This is a genomic window from Marinobacter sp. GH_1, assembly GCF_048595985.1.
GTDB lineage: Bacteria > Pseudomonadota > Gammaproteobacteria > Pseudomonadales > Oleiphilaceae > Marinobacter > Marinobacter shengliensis.
Genome location: NZ_CP184460.1, coordinates 2369387 through 2385445, shown reverse-complemented (window position 1 = coordinate 2385445; position 16059 = coordinate 2369387). Strand labels below are relative to the sequence as shown.

The following is a 16059-nucleotide window of genomic DNA, read 5'->3' as shown; positions in this document are numbered from 1 at the left end:
CCCATTCTGTAACGGGTTGGCGTTACGCCAACCCGGCACTCTCTACCTGGCGGGCCTGAACCGCTGTCAGGGCAATTGTGAAGACAATATCCTCCACCAGCGCCCCACGCGACAGATCGTTTACGGGTTTTCTCAGGCCTTGCAACATCGGGCCAACACTGACCACATTGGCACTTCTCTGAACCGCCTTGTAGGTGGTATTGCCGGTGTTGAGATCCGGGAACACAAATACCGTTGCCTTGCCGGCCACCTTGCTGTCGGGTGCCTTGGCCTTGCCGACACTTTCGATGGCTGCGGCGTCGTACTGCAGTGGGCCGTCTATCAACAGATCAGGGCGGCGTTCCCTGGCAATGCGAGTGGCTTCCCTGACTTTATCCACATCTGCGCCGGTGCCGGATTCCCCGGTGCTGTAGCTGATCATGGCAACCACGGGCTCGATGCCGAAGGCTTCGGCGGACTGGGCGCTCTGGATGGCAATATCTGCCAATTCCTCAGCGTTCGGGTCCGGGTTGATTGCGCAGTCACCGTAAACCAGGACCTGTTGGGGCAGGAGCATGAAGAATACCGATGAAACCACTTTGGCGTGATCGTGGGTTTTGATCAGCTGCAGAGCCGGTCGAACGGTATTGGCGGTGGTGTGAATGGCCCCTGACACCAGACCGTCGGCTTCATCCATGGCAACCATCATGGTGCCCAGTACCACGTTGTCCTCGAGCATGGCTTCCGCCATGTCTTCAGTTAGCCCTTTGTGTTTTCGCAGTTCCACCATGGGCGCGATATAGCGATTACGGACTGACTGGGGGTCAAGTATCTCAAGGTCTTCGGGCAGTTCAACGCCCTGGGAGCTGGCAACCGATTGTATTTCTCGTGGATCACCGATCAGAACACAGCGGGCAAGTTTACGCTGGTGGCAAATGATGGCGGCCTGAACGGTTCTGGGTTCCGCACCTTCAGGCAGCACGATGCGTTTGTTGGCGGCCCGGGAGCGCTCAGACAACTGATATCGAAAAGCCGGAGGCGACAGGCGCCCCTGGCGCTGCACCTTCAGGTGTTCCTGCAACCAGTCGGTATCGATTCGTGTTGCGACAGACTCCATGGCCTGTTCAATCCGGTCGGGGTCATCGATGGGAATGGTGGCCGACAGGTTGGCAAGCATGTGGGCGGTTTCATAGGTATTGGTTGAAGAACTGAGCACCGGCAGCCCTGTTTCGAGTGCCCTGCGACACAGGTCAATTACCCTGTCATCGGGCATCAGGCCACCGGTGAGCATCAATCCGGCGAGCGGCACACCGTTGAGTGCTGCGACGGCTGTGGTCACGATGATGTCTTCCCGGTCGCCGGGGGTGACCAGCAAGGTGCCTGGCTTGAGGATGTCGGTCATGTTCCGGATGGTACGGGCGCACACAGAAACGCGCTGTACCCGCCGGGAGTGCATCTGGCCGCCATGGAGCACCGGTACCGCGAGCTCGCGGGCCACGTCGGAAACACGGGGTGCCAGCAAGTGCGGTTGCCAGGGGATTTCACCCAACAGGCGAAAGCGCCCGGTGTTGAATACCGAACAGGCGGTCTGATAATCGATGTCCTGATGCTGGTGATCGGGGTGCTGGTCCAGGGCAATGCCAGTTTTTTCCGGGGCACCAACCTTGTTCAGGATAACGCCGATCACGTCAGGGTCCGACGGGGCGGTAAAAATCCGGGCGGAGAAATCCAGTTCGTCGTCCAGTTCGGAAGCCGTGCAGGTTCTCGGGGTGCTGACGAGGATAACTTCGGAATTCAGGTTTCGAGCCACTTCCACATTCAGCCGGGCAATGTAGGCCTCGCTTCGGTCTGGCACTAGTCCCTCGATAATGACAACATCGAAGTCTTTGGCGACCTTCTGGTACTCCCCGACAATGGTTTCCAGCAGCAAGTCCGCCTTGCCGTGGTTCAGTAACTGTTGGGCTTGCTTGAGGGGCAGAGGGTCGGGTGTCTGCACGTGACTGCGGGAGCGGACGAACTCTACCGAGGAGTCCTTGCCTTCGTTGTGCCGGGCCTCACCGTGATGCACCGATTGACTGAAAGGCTTGTAAAAACCGACGCTTACTCCTTCCCGTTCCAGGGCCCTCAGCAGGCCCAGGCATACGGAAGTGAGGCCCGAATCAAGGGAAGTCGGGGCAATAAACAGACTCTTAGCCATAATGGTTCCTGGTTACGTCCTTGAATGTCAGTTTAGGTTAGCGAGCCGGCTGGCTTCTCTGGCAATCACCAGTTCCTCGTTGGTTGGGATGACCAGTACCGGAAAACGGGAGTCCGCGTCACCAATATGGCCTTCACTGTACTGGCCGTGATGGTTGTTCAGGTCCGGATCGAGAGCAATGCCCAGTAATTTCAGGTGTTCGATCGTCTGGGCTCTAACTCTCGCACTGTTCTCTCCAATGCCACCGGTGAACACCAGGGCATCCAGATGGCTCAGGGACACCATCATGGCCCCGAAGTACTTCGCCAGGCGGAAGCAGAATACATCGATGGCCAGTTGTGAAGGTTCGTGGCCATGGTCAGCCAGCTCGCACAGCGAGCGCATATCATTGGTCTGTCCAGACAGCCCGAGTAATCCACTGTCCTGGTTCAAAACCCTATGGGCTTCACTGGCACTGATACCGCGCCCGGCCAGGTAGTCAAACAGCCCCGGGTCGACGTCGCCACTTCGGGTGCCCATCACCAGCCCCTCCAGTGGTGTCAGCCCCATGCTGGTATCTTTGCTGATGCCGTTATCGATGGCAGTAATGCTGCAGCCGTTGCCAAGATGCGCTGAAATGATGGACGTCGTCGCCGGTGTCTTACCCAGGCGGCGCGATGCCTCATGGGCCATAAATTGATGGCTGGTGCCGTGAAACCCATAGCGCCGGATACCCCATTCCCGGTAATAGTGTTCAGGCAGGGCATACAGGAAGGCCCGCTTTGGCAGGCTCTGATGGAAAGCGGTGTCGAAAACCGCCACTTGCGGTACATCCGGAAACAGGCGCTGCATGGCGTTGATGCCGATCAGGTTGACCGGATTGTGAAGTGGCGCCAGTGAGGCACAATCCTCAATGGCCGTTATGGTCTTTTTGTCGATCAGTGCTGCCTCCCGAAAGGCCTCGCCACCATGAACCACCCGATGACCGATGGAGGCAGGCTCTCGGCTCATCAGGTTGCGATCGTAGAAAGCGTTCACCAGGGCCTGCAGGGCGTGGTCGTGGGAAGCGTTTGCGGGTAAGGCCACCGGTACGCTATCGCCGGAAATCTTTGCGATCGAGTCGGGGTTGTTCAACCGTTCAGCCAGTGCAGAGGTTTGTTTCTCGTGGTTGCTGTCGAACAGCGCGAGTTTGATAGAGGAACTGCCGCAGTTCACGACAAGTATTGTTTCGTCCATGCTTGGTGCCGTTTTGATGATTCAGAGATTGGCCCGATGATTGGTTTCCAGCCAGTGGATGAAATCCTGCTCGGGCATCGGGCGACTGTAGAAGTAGCCTTGGGAATAGTCGCAGTTTTCATTCTTGAGGAAGTGGGTTTGCCCCTCTTCTTCGACGCCCTCGGCGATGACTTTCAGTCCTAGACTGTGGGCCATGTTGATGATAGCGCGCACGAGTGAGGCGTCTCCACTTTCGTTCAACACATCCTGAATAAACGACTTGTCGATCTTGAGTGTGTCGAACGGGTACGACTTCAGATAGCTGAGGGCCGAATAGCCGGTTCCGAAGTCGTCAACTGACAGCCGGATGCCGGTCCTGTCCAGTTGCCGAAGGATGTCGGCGGTTTCAATGGTGTTATCAAGAATGAGTCTTTCGGTAATCTCCAGCTCAAGGCATTCCGGTGGCAGCCCGCTGGCGTTGAGGGAGCGCATGACTGCATCGGTAAAGCCGGGGTCCCGGAACTGACGGGGCGACACATTGACAGCAATCGAAAGGGATTCGAGGCCGGTCATGGCTCGCCAGGCGACAGCGGCTTTGCAGGCCTCCTCGATAACCCATTCACCGATCGGGATGATCAGGCCGGTTTCTTCAGCCAGCGGAATGAAGCGGTCGGGCATGACCATGCCCATGGCCGGATTGTTCCAGCGCAGCAGCGCCTCGGCGCCGATCAATGAGCCGGAAGCGGTGTCCACTATCGGCTGGTAATACAGCTCGAATTCTCCCAGCTCCAGCGCCTTGCGCATGTGCGACTCCATCTGAAGCCGCTCATGGGACACTTCGGTCATTTCCGGCGTGAACTGGGCATAGGAGCTCTTTCCTTTATGCTTGGCTTGATACATGGCTGCATCTGCATGCTGAAGCAATGTGCCACTGTTATCGGAGTCGGTAGGGAAGATGGCGATCCCGATACTGGTTGTCACAAAGACTTCCTGGCCATTGAGCATAAACGCGGGGGCAAAGGTTTTCAGAATCCTCTCCGCGACCTGGCATGAGGCCTCAGTTCCCGTGAGGCCCGGCAGAATAACCAGAAACTCATCCCCACCCAGGCGGGCAACGGTACTGGTGCCCCTGAGGCAGCTGGAGATACGACGGGCGGCCTCCACCAGCAGGGTATCGCCGGCATCGTGGCCCAGGGTGTCGTTTATGTGTTTGAAATTGTCGAGGTCCAGGAACATGACCCCCACCTGGGAATTATCTCGGCGGGCCTGGGCCAGTGCCAGCTTAAGGCGATCCAGGGCCAACATCCGGTTTGGTAGGCCGGTCAGTATGTCGTAATTGGCCTGGCGCAACAGTTGCTGTTCATAGCGCTTACGGATGCTGATGTCTTCACCGAGGATGAGGTAGCCGGTGGTGTCACCGTTATTATCGCGGATAGGGGTGACCACCAGCTGCTCCCAGTAGCGCTCACCATTGCGCCGGACGCTGTTGACTTCGCCTTGCCAAACACCAACCCGTTGTACCTGCAGCCGGATGGACTGCCAAAGATGGCGGGCGTCCTGAATGTCCATACTGTTTTCGATCAGGTGCGACGGATGTTTGCCAATGATGTCGTCTATAGTATGGCCGGTAAGTTGACTGAACTTTCGGTTGGCGTACTCGATTCGCCATTGCCGATCACAGATCAGAACCGAAGAGGGGCTTTGATCAATGGCCTTGGAAAACTTCAGAATGTCGGCTGCGTCTCGCTCGCGCCGGGCGACATCCTCATTCAGCCTTTCCCGCATCTGATTGATGGCGTCCGTCACCATGCCCAGTTCGTCCTTGCCATTGGCTGTACTGTCAGGACGGTCCAGCACCAGGGGCCTGGACAGGTTTTTCAGGGATAGATCCTTGGTGTAGTCGGCCATAGCGGTGAGGTGGCGGGTCACAAGGTGCTGGAATATCCACAGGATAAGCACGGAAACAAAAAAGACGATCAGGAACTGTGTGGCCAGAATTACACCGACTTTTCGCTGGAGTTCGCCATACACCCGTTCCAGGTTGGCGGTAATCTCAAGTTCCCCAAGCAGGAATTCATTTCCATCGCGCTGAATGAGTTCGAAACGATGGACAAGGGTATCGGCCTGCCTGGGAATTTCTCCCATGACGAGTTCGGAGTCAGGCTCGATTCGAAGCCGAAGGTGGGTAATATCCGGCAGGCTCAGGATGCCTTCCATCTGGGTTTGCAGCAATTTCTGATCGAGGGCCCAGAGGCTCCGGGCCAGGCTTGAGGCGTAGCCGGATTCAATCACTTCCATCCGTTCTTCGATCAGCGACAGGTCTTTACGGTAATCAGAATAGATCTGCACGCCCGCCGCCAGAAGCGTGAAGGCAGTACTGAACAATAGGATCCATGCCAGGAGCCTGAAAGAAAGCGGAGAGGCTGTGCGAATACGCCTCAATCGGGGCATGAATTCTGGCATGTTGTGAACTTCGCTATCACATTGGATATCAGGCATAAAATGCGCAGAGTAGGTGCTTATCCTGTTATCGACTATAGCAGTAGTTTATGTCGAATGCGCTGCAAATACAGGAAATAACGGAATAATTCGGGCGGTGTTTCGCAGTTTGTGAAATGAAAGAGGTGATAGTTGCCTTTGACACAGATCAATACGGGGTTGGTCGCCCGGGCGTAACCTGAGCTTAATCAAGTTTCAGATAGAGCAGGAGTTAACGCTATGTATATGGATGCAGTGGTTATCGCGGGTATTGCAACCGTGTTGCTGATGGTTGGCTTTTTTGTGGGGGTTGGGATTTTCGTAGTGAAAGACCAGAAAGCCCATGGAGGAAAAGGTCACAAAGGACACCATCGAGGGCAGGGTGGCTAACCGGCAAGAAATCGCCTAACCGATTGAAAAAATTGGCGTCCCCTAGGGGGTTCGAACCCCTGTTGCCGCCGTGAAAGGGCGGAGTCCTAGGCCACTAGACGAAGGGGACGCAACGTTTTCAACAACTTGCCTCGTCGAGGTGGCGCGTATATTAAGTAAGGCCTTTTGCCCTGTCAACGGTTTTTTTGAAAAAATTACCCCGCCACGCTGTCCGCCAATGCTGGTTCCAATTCGGCGTATTTGAACCGGAAGCCCTCATGCTGCAATTTCGCCGGAACTGCTTTCTGCCCGGTGAGTAACAGCCCTGCCATCTCACCCAGTGCCAGTTTGAGCACCGGCGCGGGGGCCGGGAATACCGTGGGCCGATGAACAACCTTGCCAAGGGTTTTGGTGAACTCCCGGTTAGTGGCCGGATTGGGGCTTACCATGTTGTAGGCTCCCTTCGCGTGGGGGTTCTCAAGCATCCAGATAAGCCCTGAAACCACATCATCCCTGTGCACCCAGGGCATGTACTGTTGCCCGTTGCCGAGGCGACCGCCAAGGCCAAGCCGGAAAGGCAGGATCATTCTCTGCAGGAAGCCGCCACCTCTGCCAGTCACAATTCCGGTGCGACACAGGCAAACCCTGGTGCCCAGTTCTTCCATAGACAGTGCTGCCTGTTCCCAGTCACGGCACAATTCATGGGTGAACTCCGGATGTGGGTGGGTCTCCTCTGTTACCAGATGATTCCCCTGATTTCCGTAGTAGCCCACAGCAGAACCAGATACCAAAACTTCAGGCGGGCTTTGCCAGCTTCTGCATACATCAACCAAAGTCCGGGTTACGCCAATACGACTGTCCCGCAGAGCCTGTTTTCGGGACGCCGTCCAACGCTTGTCGGCGATTCCTTCGCCGGCCAGATTGATGACGGCATGGTACCCTTGATGCCCTTCAAGAAGCTTCAGGTCTGATGTCGCTTCTACCCGACCACACAGTGCCCGAACCGTATCTGCCGATTGTCGACTGAGAACGGTCAGCCCGTACCCTTTGTTGATCAACTCGCGGCAGAGTATGGTGCCGATAAAACCGGTACCACCGGTAATCAGGATTTTTTTCTCCATGGTGATCTCCTCCTGTCGGCTGATGGTTTCAGGAACCGCTATTCTCCAGCTCCTGGAGCACAACATCCCGGATGGCATCGCCCAGCTGAGGGTTCTGGCCGATGGGCGGCGCCAGTTTGATCTGGACACCATGCTGGCTTTCCAGGTCTGCGATCATTGCCGGTACATCTTTGCGCAGGTGCCGGCCTGCTGCCAGGAACAGGGGAACCACGGTAAAGTGCTCGGTACCATCGGCTTTGCCCTGGCTCACGATGGTTTCCAGCGAGGGTTCGGCCAGCTCCATGTAGGCGATGGCGGCGTTCTCAACCGACTTGAGTGTTGGTGCTGCCAGTTGTTCAAAGGTTTCACACCAGCGTTGGTCACTGCTGCCGTGGGCCAGCAGAATGATTCGGTGAGGCTGGGTCATGGTTGCTCCTGGGTGGTCAAATGGAATGCTTCGGTCGTAATCAAATAAGATCCTGTACACCCGCTGATTTAAATGTAACAGGGAGTCGGTAAATGTTCGATTGGAAAGAGCTTCTGGATTTCTGGTTTGGAAAATTGGATGAGCATGGGCTGCCGAACGCCGATCACCGAAACCGTTGGTTTCGGTCCGATCGGAAGTTTGACCAGGAAATTCGAAGGCGCTTTCTTTCGCTGGTGCTGTTCGCCTCTGAGCAGGGTTTGGAGCATTGGCGAAATGAAGCGGGAGGCGCATTGGCTGAAATACTGCTGCTCGATCAGTTTACCCGTAACATCTTCCGTGGCGGTGCCCTGGCGTTCGAAAGTGATCGGCTGGCCCGCAATTTGAGCAGGCAGGCAATGGATAGGGGGCAGGATCTTGAGTTGCCGCTCATTCAACGGGCGTTTCTTTATATGCCCATGCAGCATTCTGAGCTCAAGAAGGACCAGGATTTGTCAGTGGCATGTTATGAGCAGTTGGTTGCCAGTGCCGACGGCTTACTCGCCGAATTTTTGGGTAGCTTCCTGCAGTCGGCCGTAGATCACCGGGATATCGTGCTGCAATTCGGCCGCTTCCCCCATCGTAACAAGGCGCTGGGGCGAACATCCACGGAGGCAGAGCAGGCCTATCTGGCGGGCGGTCGCCGATTTGGTCAGTAAAACGGAGCGGTTGAGGGCAATCACAAATTTTTAACAAAAATTGTTGACGGCCGAACGCTGATCAGTAGAATACGCAGCCGTTGAGAGGCAACGCCCTCTGACAGCAAGCGGGAATAGCTCAGTTGGTAGAGCACAACCTTGCCAAGGTTGGGGTCGCGAGTTCGAATCTCGTTTCCCGCTCCAGATTCAGGAAAAACCCGGCCCACAAGGCCGGGTTTTTTGTTTCCTGTTCCGCATTTCTCCCCCATGGACAAGGTTTCGTCGGTTATACTCGCTCACTTCCATCCCAAACCTGTTACTTGCAAGGGTGGTCATCATGCGCGTTCAATCCCTCTTTATATACCCGGTCAAGTCCCTGGCTGGCATCGAAGTGTCGTCATTCGAACTGGATGAATTCGGACCCGCCGGGGACCGGCGTTGGATGCTGGTGGGCGATCAGGGGCAGTTTATAACCCAGCGACAGCTACCTTTGTTGGCAAACGTTTCGACCCATATAGGGCCTCAGGGTGTTGAGATCGGTGTTCCGGGGCAGGGGGACTTTGTCCTGAGGCCCGGCAATGGCAGGATGGCGGTCAAGGTCTGGCGCGATACCGTGGACGCCTTGACCGGCCCTGAGCCGGCCGATGCGGCGATCAGTCGTTACCTTGGCCAGTCCCTTCGTTTTGTGTACATGCCCGATGAGAGTTTTCGTCGTGTAGACCCGTTGCGGGTGCCGGAAAATCGCCGGGTTGGATTTGCCGATGGGTTCCCCTTGCTGATAACCAATCAGGCTTCCCTCGACGAGCTCAATAGCCGGCTGGCCAATGCCGTGGATATGCGCCGTTTCCGGCCGAACGTTGTCATTTCAGGGGCTGAGGCCTGGTCTGAAGATGGCTGGCAAAGTATTACCGTCGGTGAAACCCGGTTTGCGGTCGCAAAACCCTGTTCCCGGTGCGTCATGACCACGGTGGACCCGGATACTGGCCTGAAAGATCCGGGTACCGAGCCCCTCAGAACGCTCTCCCGTTATCGCAAAACCGGGGATGGTGTGATTTTCGGCCAGAACGTCGTTCACCAGGGTGGCGGGCGCCTTTCGGTCGGCGATGCCGTAGACATTTCCCAACAGGAGTCTTGATCAAGGTGCCTTTGTTAACACTGGAAAAAATATCCCTGGCCTTCGGCATGCATCCATTGCTGGATGAGGCAACCCTGATGATTGATCCCGGGGAGCGAGTGTGCCTTCTCGGGCGTAACGGCGAGGGCAAGTCAACGCTACTGAAAATCGTCAGTGGTGACGTCACTCCGGATGCGGGTGTTGTCCGGCTTGAGGAGGGCTCGGTGCTTGCGGTATTGCCTCAGAGCCTGCCGGCAGACGATGCCCGGACGGCTTACGATGTTGTGGCCTCGGCGTTTCCGGAAACCGGCGAACTCTTGGCGGAGTTTCATCGGCTCTCCCAAAGTGCTGACGAGGCCTCCATGGACAGTTTGATGAAGGTCCAGGAGCGCCTGGAGTCATTGGATGGCTGGCGCCTTGATCAAAAGGTGAACACCATTCTGGGGCAATATGGCATAGACCCGGACCGCCGCCTCAACACCCTCTCAGGTGGGTGGCAACGCCGGGTTTTGCTGGCAAAGGCATTGGTGGCAGAGCCGGATATCCTGTTGCTGGACGAGCCAACAAACCACCTAGATGTGCCCGCTATTGCCTGGCTGGAGGAGGCCTTGACCCAGTTTCGTGGGGCGATGCTGTTTGTCAGCCATGATCGGGCGTTTATACGGCGCATGGCCACGCGGGTGGTCGAACTTGACCGTGGTCAGCTGATCAGTTTCGCTGCCAGTTATGACCGGTATCTCGAGCTGAAGGAGAAGGCGCTGGAAGATGAAGAGCGCCAGAACGCATTGTTCGATAAGCGCCTGAAACAGGAAGAGGCCTGGATTCGCCAGGGTATCAAGGCCCGCCGCACCAGGAACATGGGCCGTGTGCGGGCTTTGAAGGCCATGCGCGAGGAGCATCGACAGCGTAGGGTGCGAGGAGGCACGGCACACTTCTCAGTGGAAGAGGCGGCGAAATCCGGCAAGCTGGTGGCAGAGTCACGACAGGCTGGCTTCTCATACCCGGGCGGTCACCAGGTTGTGCGTGATATGGACCTGACGGTGATCCGGGGCGACAAGATTGGTCTGGTGGGAGAGAATGGTACCGGTAAAACCACCCTGGTCAGGTTGCTGCTGGGTGAGCTTGAGCCTACCGAGGGTAGTATCCGCTTGGGGACCAACCTGCAGGTGGCGTACTTTGATCAGCTCCGGGGCGAGCTGGACCTTTCCCGTAACGCCCTTGATAACCTGGCTGAAGGTCGCGAGTTCATTGATATCAACGGCCAGAGCAAGCATGTTCTGGGCTATCTCCAGGAATTCCTGTTTACGCCTGAGCGTGCCCGTTCTCCGGTCCGGGTGTTCTCCGGTGGCGAGCGAGCGCGCTTGTTGCTGGCCAAGCTTTTCAGTAAGCCGGCCAATATACTGGTGTTGGATGAACCTACCAATGACCTGGATGTCGAAACCCTTGAATTGCTGGAAGAGCAATTAGGGAACTTTAACGGCACAGTCATCGTCATTAGTCACGATCGGGAATTTCTCGATAATGTGGTGACGGATACCATCTTTCTGGATGGCTCCGGTTCGGCACGGGAGTACGTTGGCGGTTACACGGACTGGCGTCGACAGGGCGGCAGGTTTCCCTCGGAGACCTCCGGAAGTCGCCTCGACAAGCAGGACAAGCGTGATAAATCCGACAGTTCGGACAAAAATACGCAGCCGGTGCCAGAGACTGTGTCACAGTCGGCAAAACCAAAGGCCGCAAAGCTGAGTTACAAGCTTAAACTGGAGTTGGAACAGTTGCCTGGCAAGATTGAGGCACTGGAGCGTGAGGTGGCAGAACTTCAGGAATCCATTTCTGCCCCGGACTTTTATTCAGGCCCACCGGACGAAGTCTCAGCCACTCTGGAAAAGTTGTCGGAAACGGAAACCCGACTGGAGTCGGTCATCGAGCGGTGGATGGAGCTGGAAGAACAGGCGAGTCAATGAATATCAATTATAATTTTAAATTTCATGATGGACGAAACATCGAATTCAAGGTTACCGGTGAGCCAGCGGTGCCACCGGTCTCGGGATTCCCTTCCTGGGTCAGGCTTGAGCACTGCAAGTGCTCAAATTGCCCCCTGAAAGCGGGGGAGGTGGAATACTGCCCGGCGGCGGTTGAAATCCTGCCGGTGGTTGAGGCGTTTCAGGCCGAAGATGCCTACCAGAAGGTGAACGTGGAGGTTACCGACGAACGGCGCACGTACGCCAAACAGACAACCCTTGAGGAAGCGCTGCGTTCGTTACTTGGGCTGAAGATGGCGACCAGTGGCTGCCCGGTGCTGTCAGAACTCAAACCGATGGCGCTGCATCATCTGCCATTCGCCAACAGCGACGAATTCGTTATGCGGAGCGTCGGTTACTATCTGCTGCAGCAATTGTTTGCCCAGCGGAACCAGGAGCAGGCTGATTGGGAGCTAAAAGGGCTGGTAGAGAGGAATCAGAGGCTTCAATTGGTCAATCAGGCGCTTTGGCAACGGATTCATGCGGTCTGCAAAGGCGACAGTAACCTCAAGGCATTGCTGAATTTCTTCTCCATGGCATCGAGTGTCAGCGTGTCACTGGAGAGTCAACTCAGAAAACTGCAGGCGAGAATGAAAGGGGAGGCGTAAGCCTCCCTTTTTCATGGTGCCTCAATCGGCGTTTGGGCGGGGTGGCTTAGTGAATCCGGATGGCCAGAACATCGCACTGGGTGCCGTGCAGTACGCCGTTGGCAGTTGAGCCCAGGAGCAACTGAAACCCCTTGCGGCCATGGCTGCCAACGATCACCAAATCAACGCCCTGATCCTTTACCAGACGATGGATTTCGGATTCCGGACGGCCAACCGTGACGATCTGGTGACTTTTCGGTACGCCGTATTGGTCACCGTACTTCGCCAGCTGCTCGCGGGCGGCTTTGTCCAACTGGTCCTGAAGTTCGGTGAGGTCCATCGGGATATCACCACCGTAAGCGTAACCCACCGGCTCAACAACATGGACGAGAAAAAGCTCGGCACCATAGGCGTCGCAGATCGCTTTTGCTTTGTTCAGAACCTGCGGGGCTTCTTCTGTCAGGTCAATGGCAACCAGCATCTTGTTGTAGGTCGACATTCAGTCACTCCTTTGCGAATTGGGGTAATAGTCAGTATCAACAGTTTATACGAGAAAGTGTAGCGGGATTCTGACGGGCATCAACAGGAAGGAAAACTTCGGGCGGACCGTTAGTCCGCCCGAAGACACATCAGGCGTTACTTTCGAGGATTTCGATGGTGGTGGTCAGGCTGCGAATGATCCCTTTGGAATAGCGGTCAATGACGAAGCTGACGTTGTTTTCGTTGTAGTTGATGTAGGAGCTGCGGATGAACTGCCATTTGGAGCTGACATCATCAATGGCGGCCTTGAGCTCGGCACTGGCGGAGCCGGATTGTACCCGGGCCAGCAAGCTATCAAACATCAGAGCCTGCTGGTCCAGCGATGCTTCGTCTGATGCGCCCTGGAACGTCTGGGACACGGACGAGTGGGTGCGCGCGGAGTACCTTGCCATCATTTGTGCCATCACCACGGCTGCGGAGCGAGCAGACTCAATACGCGCGTCAGCCTGGGTACCGCTGTTCTCCTGGGCAACACCATAAAGCTCTGTAGCACGCTCGTTCATGCTTGACGCCTTGTTTGCGAGATCGGCCATCAGGCGGAGGTCAGGGTAGCCGCGATCCCGGACTTCGTTGATGTTCCCGCGCATGAGATCCTTGAACTGGTCAAAGTCCTGGTTGAGCCCTTCCACTTGCTGTGGCGACAGAACGCCACTGGTGCTGGCGATCACGGCGTTCATCGCATTATTGGAGGCATTGATACTGCCCACGATACGATTGAGGGCTTCCGTGTCGCCGGTGGCGCTGAATGCGTAGAACGAGTCCAGGGCCAGATAATTGTTGATGCGGAAATCGTGCAGATCTGACAGGAAGTCTGCGCCGGTGTCCTGTGCCTGGGCGCCAAACGCGGTCAGGGATAGTAGTAGCAGTGCGGCAAGCAGTGACTGAATGCGCAGGCGAGCGTCTTTCATCGGATGAGTCTCCGTAATACTGTTTTATTATTGTGGACTAAAGTCGCATCTCGAAGTTAAAGTAACTCTGCCGGCTAATCAAGTAGTTTCCGGCTCTTACAGGCTGTACTCCCTTTTTTCTTCAGGTTTCATCAAGAAACAAATTGACAAACGCGTCTTTTTTTTTCATCGTGTGTCCTCACGATTCAAACGACTGTATGAATTTTTTGGATCGAATGATCGGGCAGTGACCGAAATCTCGCTGCACAGGCAGTCGGCTCGGCGTTTCGCCAGCCGGTTGTCAGCAGTTCCAAACACAGACTGGAGATCAGTTGATGATTTACGAAGGTAAAGCCATCACGGTTAAAGAGATCGAAGGCGGGATCGCTCAGTTGGACTTTGACTTGCAGGGCGAGTCAGTTAACAAGTTCAACCGTCTCACCATCGAAGAGCTGGGCGCCGCAGCTGAAGCACTCAAATCCCAGAAGAACCTCAAGGGCCTGGTAGTCACCAGCTCCAAGGACAGCTTTATTGTCGGTGCGGATATCACCGAGTTCACTGAGCTGTTTGCAGGTTCCGAGGAAGACCTCGTTGCTAACAACCTGAAGGCGAACGAAGTTTTCAACGCCATCGAAGATCTGCCGTTCCCGACGGTTACCGCTATCAACGGTATCGCTCTGGGCGGTGGTTTTGAGATGTGTCTGGCCACCGACTACCGTGTCATGGCTCCCAAGGCCAAGGTTGGTCTGCCGGAAGTGAAGCTGGGTATCTTCCCGGGCTTTGGCGGTACTGTACGTCTGTCCCGTCTGGTGGGTGTGGACAACGCCGTTGAGTGGATTGCCGGTGGTACCGAAAACCGTGCCGATGCCGCTCTGAAGGTTGGTGCTGTTGATGCCGTGGTTGAAGCCGACAAGCTGGTAGCCGCTGCCGTTGCCATTATCAACCAGTGCAACGAAGGCAAGCTGGATAACCTGGCCCGTCGTGAAGAGAAGAAAGGCAAGATCAAGCTGAACGCCATGGAAAGCATGATGGCGTTCGAGATTTCCAAGGCGTTCGTGGCCGGCAAGGCTGGCAAGAACTACCCGGCGCCGGTGGAAGCCATCAAGACCATGCAGAAGCATGCCGGCATGACTCGTGACAAGGCGATCGAAGTGGAAGCCAAAGGCTTCGCCAAGATGGCCAAGACCAACGTTGCCGCGTGTCTGGTTGGTCTGTTCCTGAACGACCAGGCCCTGAAGAAGAAAGCTAGCGCCTGGGAAAAAGAAGCTTCCGACGTGAAACTGGCTGCGGTATTGGGCGCTGGTATCATGGGTGGCGGTGTAGCGTTCCAGTCTGCACTGAAAGGCACCCCGATTGTCATGAAGGACATCAATCAGGACGGCATCAAGCTGGGCCTGAATGAAGCCAAGAAGCTGCTGTCCAAGCGTGTTGCCAAGGGCAAGATGGACGCCGGCCAGATGGGCGACGTTCTGAACAACATCACGCCGACCCTGAACTACGGTGATTTCAAGAGCGTAGATCTGGTTGTTGAAGCGGTTGTTGAGAACCCGAAGGTTAAAGATGCGGTTCTGCGTGAAACTGAAGACGCGGTTCGCGAGGACACCATCCTGACGTCCAACACCTCTACCATCTCCATCAACCTTCTGGCCAAGAACCTGAAGCGTCCGGAGAACTTCTGTGGCATGCACTTCTTCAACCCGGTGCACATGATGCCGCTGGTTGAGGTTATCCGTGGCGAGAAGACCAGTGACCGCGCCATCGCGACCACTGTTGCTTACGCCAAGGCCATGGGCAAGACCCCGATCGTGGTCAACGATTGCCCGGGCTTCCTGGTTAACCGTGTTCTGTTCCCGTATTTCGGTGGATTTGCCGCGCTGCTGCGTGACGGTGCTGATTTCCAGAAGATCGACAAGGTGATGGAAAAGTTCGGCTGGCCCATGGGCCCGGCTTACTTGCTCGACGTTGTGGGTATGGACACTGCCAAGCACGCCAACGAGGTGATGGCAGAGGGCTTCCCGGATCGCATGAAGGCCGACTTCAAGTCTGGCATTGACGTGATGTTCGAGAACAACCGTTACGGTCAGAAGAACGACAAGGGCTTCTACAAGTACGAAGAAGACAAGAAGGGCAAGCCGAAGAAAGTTGTCGACGAAGAAACCTACAAGCTTATCGAGCCTGTGGTTAACGGCAGCAAGGACTTCGACGAAGAAGAAATCATCGCCCGCATGATGATTCCTCTGTGCCTGGAAACCGTTCGCTGCCTGGAAGACAACATTGTTGAAGACCCGGCCGATGCAGACATGGGCCTGATCTACGGTATCGGTTTCCCTCCGTTCCGTGGTGGTGCTCTGCGCTACATCGACGACATGGGCGTCGACAAGTTCGTCGAATTGGCAGACAAGTACGCAGATCTTGGCCCGCTGTACGCGCCGACCGAGAAGCTGCGTGAAATGGCCAAGACCGGCAAGAAGTTCTTTGGCTAACCCTAACGA

At 56.0% G+C, this 16059-nt stretch carries 13 protein-coding genes and 2 tRNA genes; 7 read left to right on the top strand and 8 right to left on the bottom strand.

Translation table 11 applies throughout. The features are described 5' to 3' along the window. Positions 1-22: 22 nt before the first annotated feature. The 3 genes from pta to ACNSOI_RS10825 are packed head-to-tail and all read right to left on the bottom strand — an operon-like array spanning position 23 to position 5833. Positions 23-2176: a phosphate acetyltransferase gene (gene pta / locus ACNSOI_RS10835; protein WP_286250098.1), complete on the bottom strand. Its 2154-nt coding sequence runs from the start codon at positions 2174-2176 to the stop codon at positions 23-25. Positions 2177-2203: 27 nt separating this feature from the next. Beyond that, the gene (locus ACNSOI_RS10830) at positions 2204-3391 is read right to left on the bottom strand and encodes an acetate/propionate family kinase (RefSeq protein ID WP_106695885.1); all 1188 of its coding nucleotides are present in this window, start codon (positions 3389-3391) and stop codon (positions 2204-2206) included. Between the two features lie 21 nt (positions 3392-3412). Further along, positions 3413-5833: an EAL domain-containing protein gene (locus tag ACNSOI_RS10825; protein ID WP_106696042.1), complete on the bottom strand. Its 2421-nt coding sequence runs from the start codon at positions 5831-5833 to the stop codon at positions 3413-3415. 255 nt (positions 5834-6088) lie between these two features. Between ACNSOI_RS10825 and ccoM the strand changes: the two genes are divergently transcribed. Then, positions 6089-6238: a cytochrome c oxidase subunit CcoM gene (gene ccoM, locus ACNSOI_RS10820; protein ID WP_167392920.1), complete on the top strand. Its 150-nt coding sequence runs from the start codon at positions 6089-6091 to the stop codon at positions 6236-6238. 33 nt (positions 6239-6271) lie between these two features. Here the strand turns inward: ccoM and ACNSOI_RS10815 are convergent. The 3 genes from ACNSOI_RS10815 to ACNSOI_RS10805 form a co-directional block, all read right to left on the bottom strand. Beyond that, positions 6272-6347, bottom strand: a tRNA-Glu gene (locus ACNSOI_RS10815). 85 nt (positions 6348-6432) lie between these two features. Next, positions 6433-7338, bottom strand: a complete 906-nt coding sequence (locus ACNSOI_RS10810; protein WP_420194005.1) for a TIGR01777 family oxidoreductase — start codon at positions 7336-7338, stop codon at positions 6433-6435. Positions 7339-7366: 28 nt separating this feature from the next. Further along, positions 7367-7744 (bottom strand): sirohydrochlorin chelatase, encoded by a 378-nt coding sequence (locus tag ACNSOI_RS10805; RefSeq protein WP_061332166.1) that lies wholly within the window; start codon positions 7742-7744, stop codon positions 7367-7369. 92 nt (positions 7745-7836) lie between these two features. Here ACNSOI_RS10805 and ACNSOI_RS10800 point away from each other — a divergent pair, with 92 nt between their 5' ends. From ACNSOI_RS10800 to ACNSOI_RS10780, 5 genes are all read left to right on the top strand, one after another. Next, complete coding sequence (locus ACNSOI_RS10800) at positions 7837-8439, top strand: DUF924 family protein (protein WP_420194004.1); 603 nt, start codon at positions 7837-7839, stop codon at positions 8437-8439. A gap of 107 nt (positions 8440-8546) precedes the next feature. Continuing rightward, a tRNA-Gly gene (locus ACNSOI_RS10795) sits at positions 8547-8622 on the top strand. 133 nt (positions 8623-8755) lie between these two features. Continuing rightward, entirely contained in the window at positions 8756-9553 is a 798-nt protein-coding gene (locus ACNSOI_RS10790; protein ID WP_138437530.1) for an MOSC domain-containing protein, read from the top strand. 5 nt (positions 9554-9558) lie between these two features. After that, positions 9559-11496, top strand: coding sequence for an ATP-binding cassette domain-containing protein (locus ACNSOI_RS10785; protein WP_420194003.1), 1938 nt, complete (start codon positions 9559-9561; stop codon positions 11494-11496). Next, positions 11493-12161, top strand: a complete 669-nt coding sequence (locus ACNSOI_RS10780; RefSeq protein ID WP_106695881.1) for a DUF6901 family protein — start codon at positions 11493-11495, stop codon at positions 12159-12161. The genes ACNSOI_RS10785 and ACNSOI_RS10780 overlap by 4 nt, the downstream gene beginning before the upstream one ends. Positions 12162-12207: 46 nt before the next feature. Here ACNSOI_RS10780 and ACNSOI_RS10775 read toward each other — a convergent pair whose 3' ends face one another. Then, positions 12208-12639, bottom strand: a complete 432-nt coding sequence (locus tag ACNSOI_RS10775; protein WP_072677182.1) for a universal stress protein — start codon at positions 12637-12639, stop codon at positions 12208-12210. Positions 12640-12769: 130 nt separating this feature from the next. After that, a complete protein-coding gene (locus ACNSOI_RS10770) occupies positions 12770-13588 on the bottom strand; it encodes a hypothetical protein (protein WP_420194002.1) in 819 nt (272 codons plus the stop codon). A gap of 314 nt (positions 13589-13902) precedes the next feature. Here ACNSOI_RS10770 and fadB point away from each other — a divergent pair, with 314 nt between their 5' ends. Then, on the top strand, positions 13903-16050 hold the full coding sequence (gene fadB / locus ACNSOI_RS10765) for a fatty acid oxidation complex subunit alpha FadB (protein ID WP_061332171.1): 2148 nt from the start codon (positions 13903-13905) through the stop codon (positions 16048-16050). Positions 16051-16059 lie beyond the last annotated feature (9 nt).

Coding starts and splice junctions, on each gene's coding strand:
- ACNSOI_RS10775 (WP_072677182.1), bottom strand. CDS start 12,639: ATGTCGACCTACAACAAGATGCTGGTTGCCATTGACCTGACAGAAGAA.
- ACNSOI_RS10805 (WP_061332166.1), bottom strand. CDS start 7,744: ATGACCCAGCCTCACCGAATCATTCTGCTGGCCCACGGCAGCAGTGAC.
- ACNSOI_RS10800 (WP_420194004.1), top strand. CDS start 7,837: ATGTTCGATTGGAAAGAGCTTCTGGATTTCTGGTTTGGAAAATTGGAT.
- fadB (WP_061332171.1), top strand. CDS start 13,903: ATGATTTACGAAGGTAAAGCCATCACGGTTAAAGAGATCGAAGGCGGG.
- ccoM (WP_167392920.1), top strand. CDS start 6,089: ATGTATATGGATGCAGTGGTTATCGCGGGTATTGCAACCGTGTTGCTG.
- ACNSOI_RS10830 (WP_106695885.1), bottom strand. CDS start 3,391: ATGGACGAAACAATACTTGTCGTGAACTGCGGCAGTTCCTCTATCAAA.
- pta (WP_286250098.1), bottom strand. CDS start 2,176: ATGGCTAAGAGTCTGTTTATTGCCCCGACTTCCCTTGATTCGGGCCTC.
- ACNSOI_RS10780 (WP_106695881.1), top strand. CDS start 11,493: ATGAATATCAATTATAATTTTAAATTTCATGATGGACGAAACATCGAA.
- ACNSOI_RS10770 (WP_420194002.1), bottom strand. CDS start 13,588: ATGAAAGACGCTCGCCTGCGCATTCAGTCACTGCTTGCCGCACTGCTA.
- ACNSOI_RS10825 (WP_106696042.1), bottom strand. CDS start 5,833: ATGCCAGAATTCATGCCCCGATTGAGGCGTATTCGCACAGCCTCTCCG.
- ACNSOI_RS10810 (WP_420194005.1), bottom strand. CDS start 7,338: ATGGAGAAAAAAATCCTGATTACCGGTGGTACCGGTTTTATCGGCACC.
- ACNSOI_RS10790 (WP_138437530.1), top strand. CDS start 8,756: ATGCGCGTTCAATCCCTCTTTATATACCCGGTCAAGTCCCTGGCTGGC.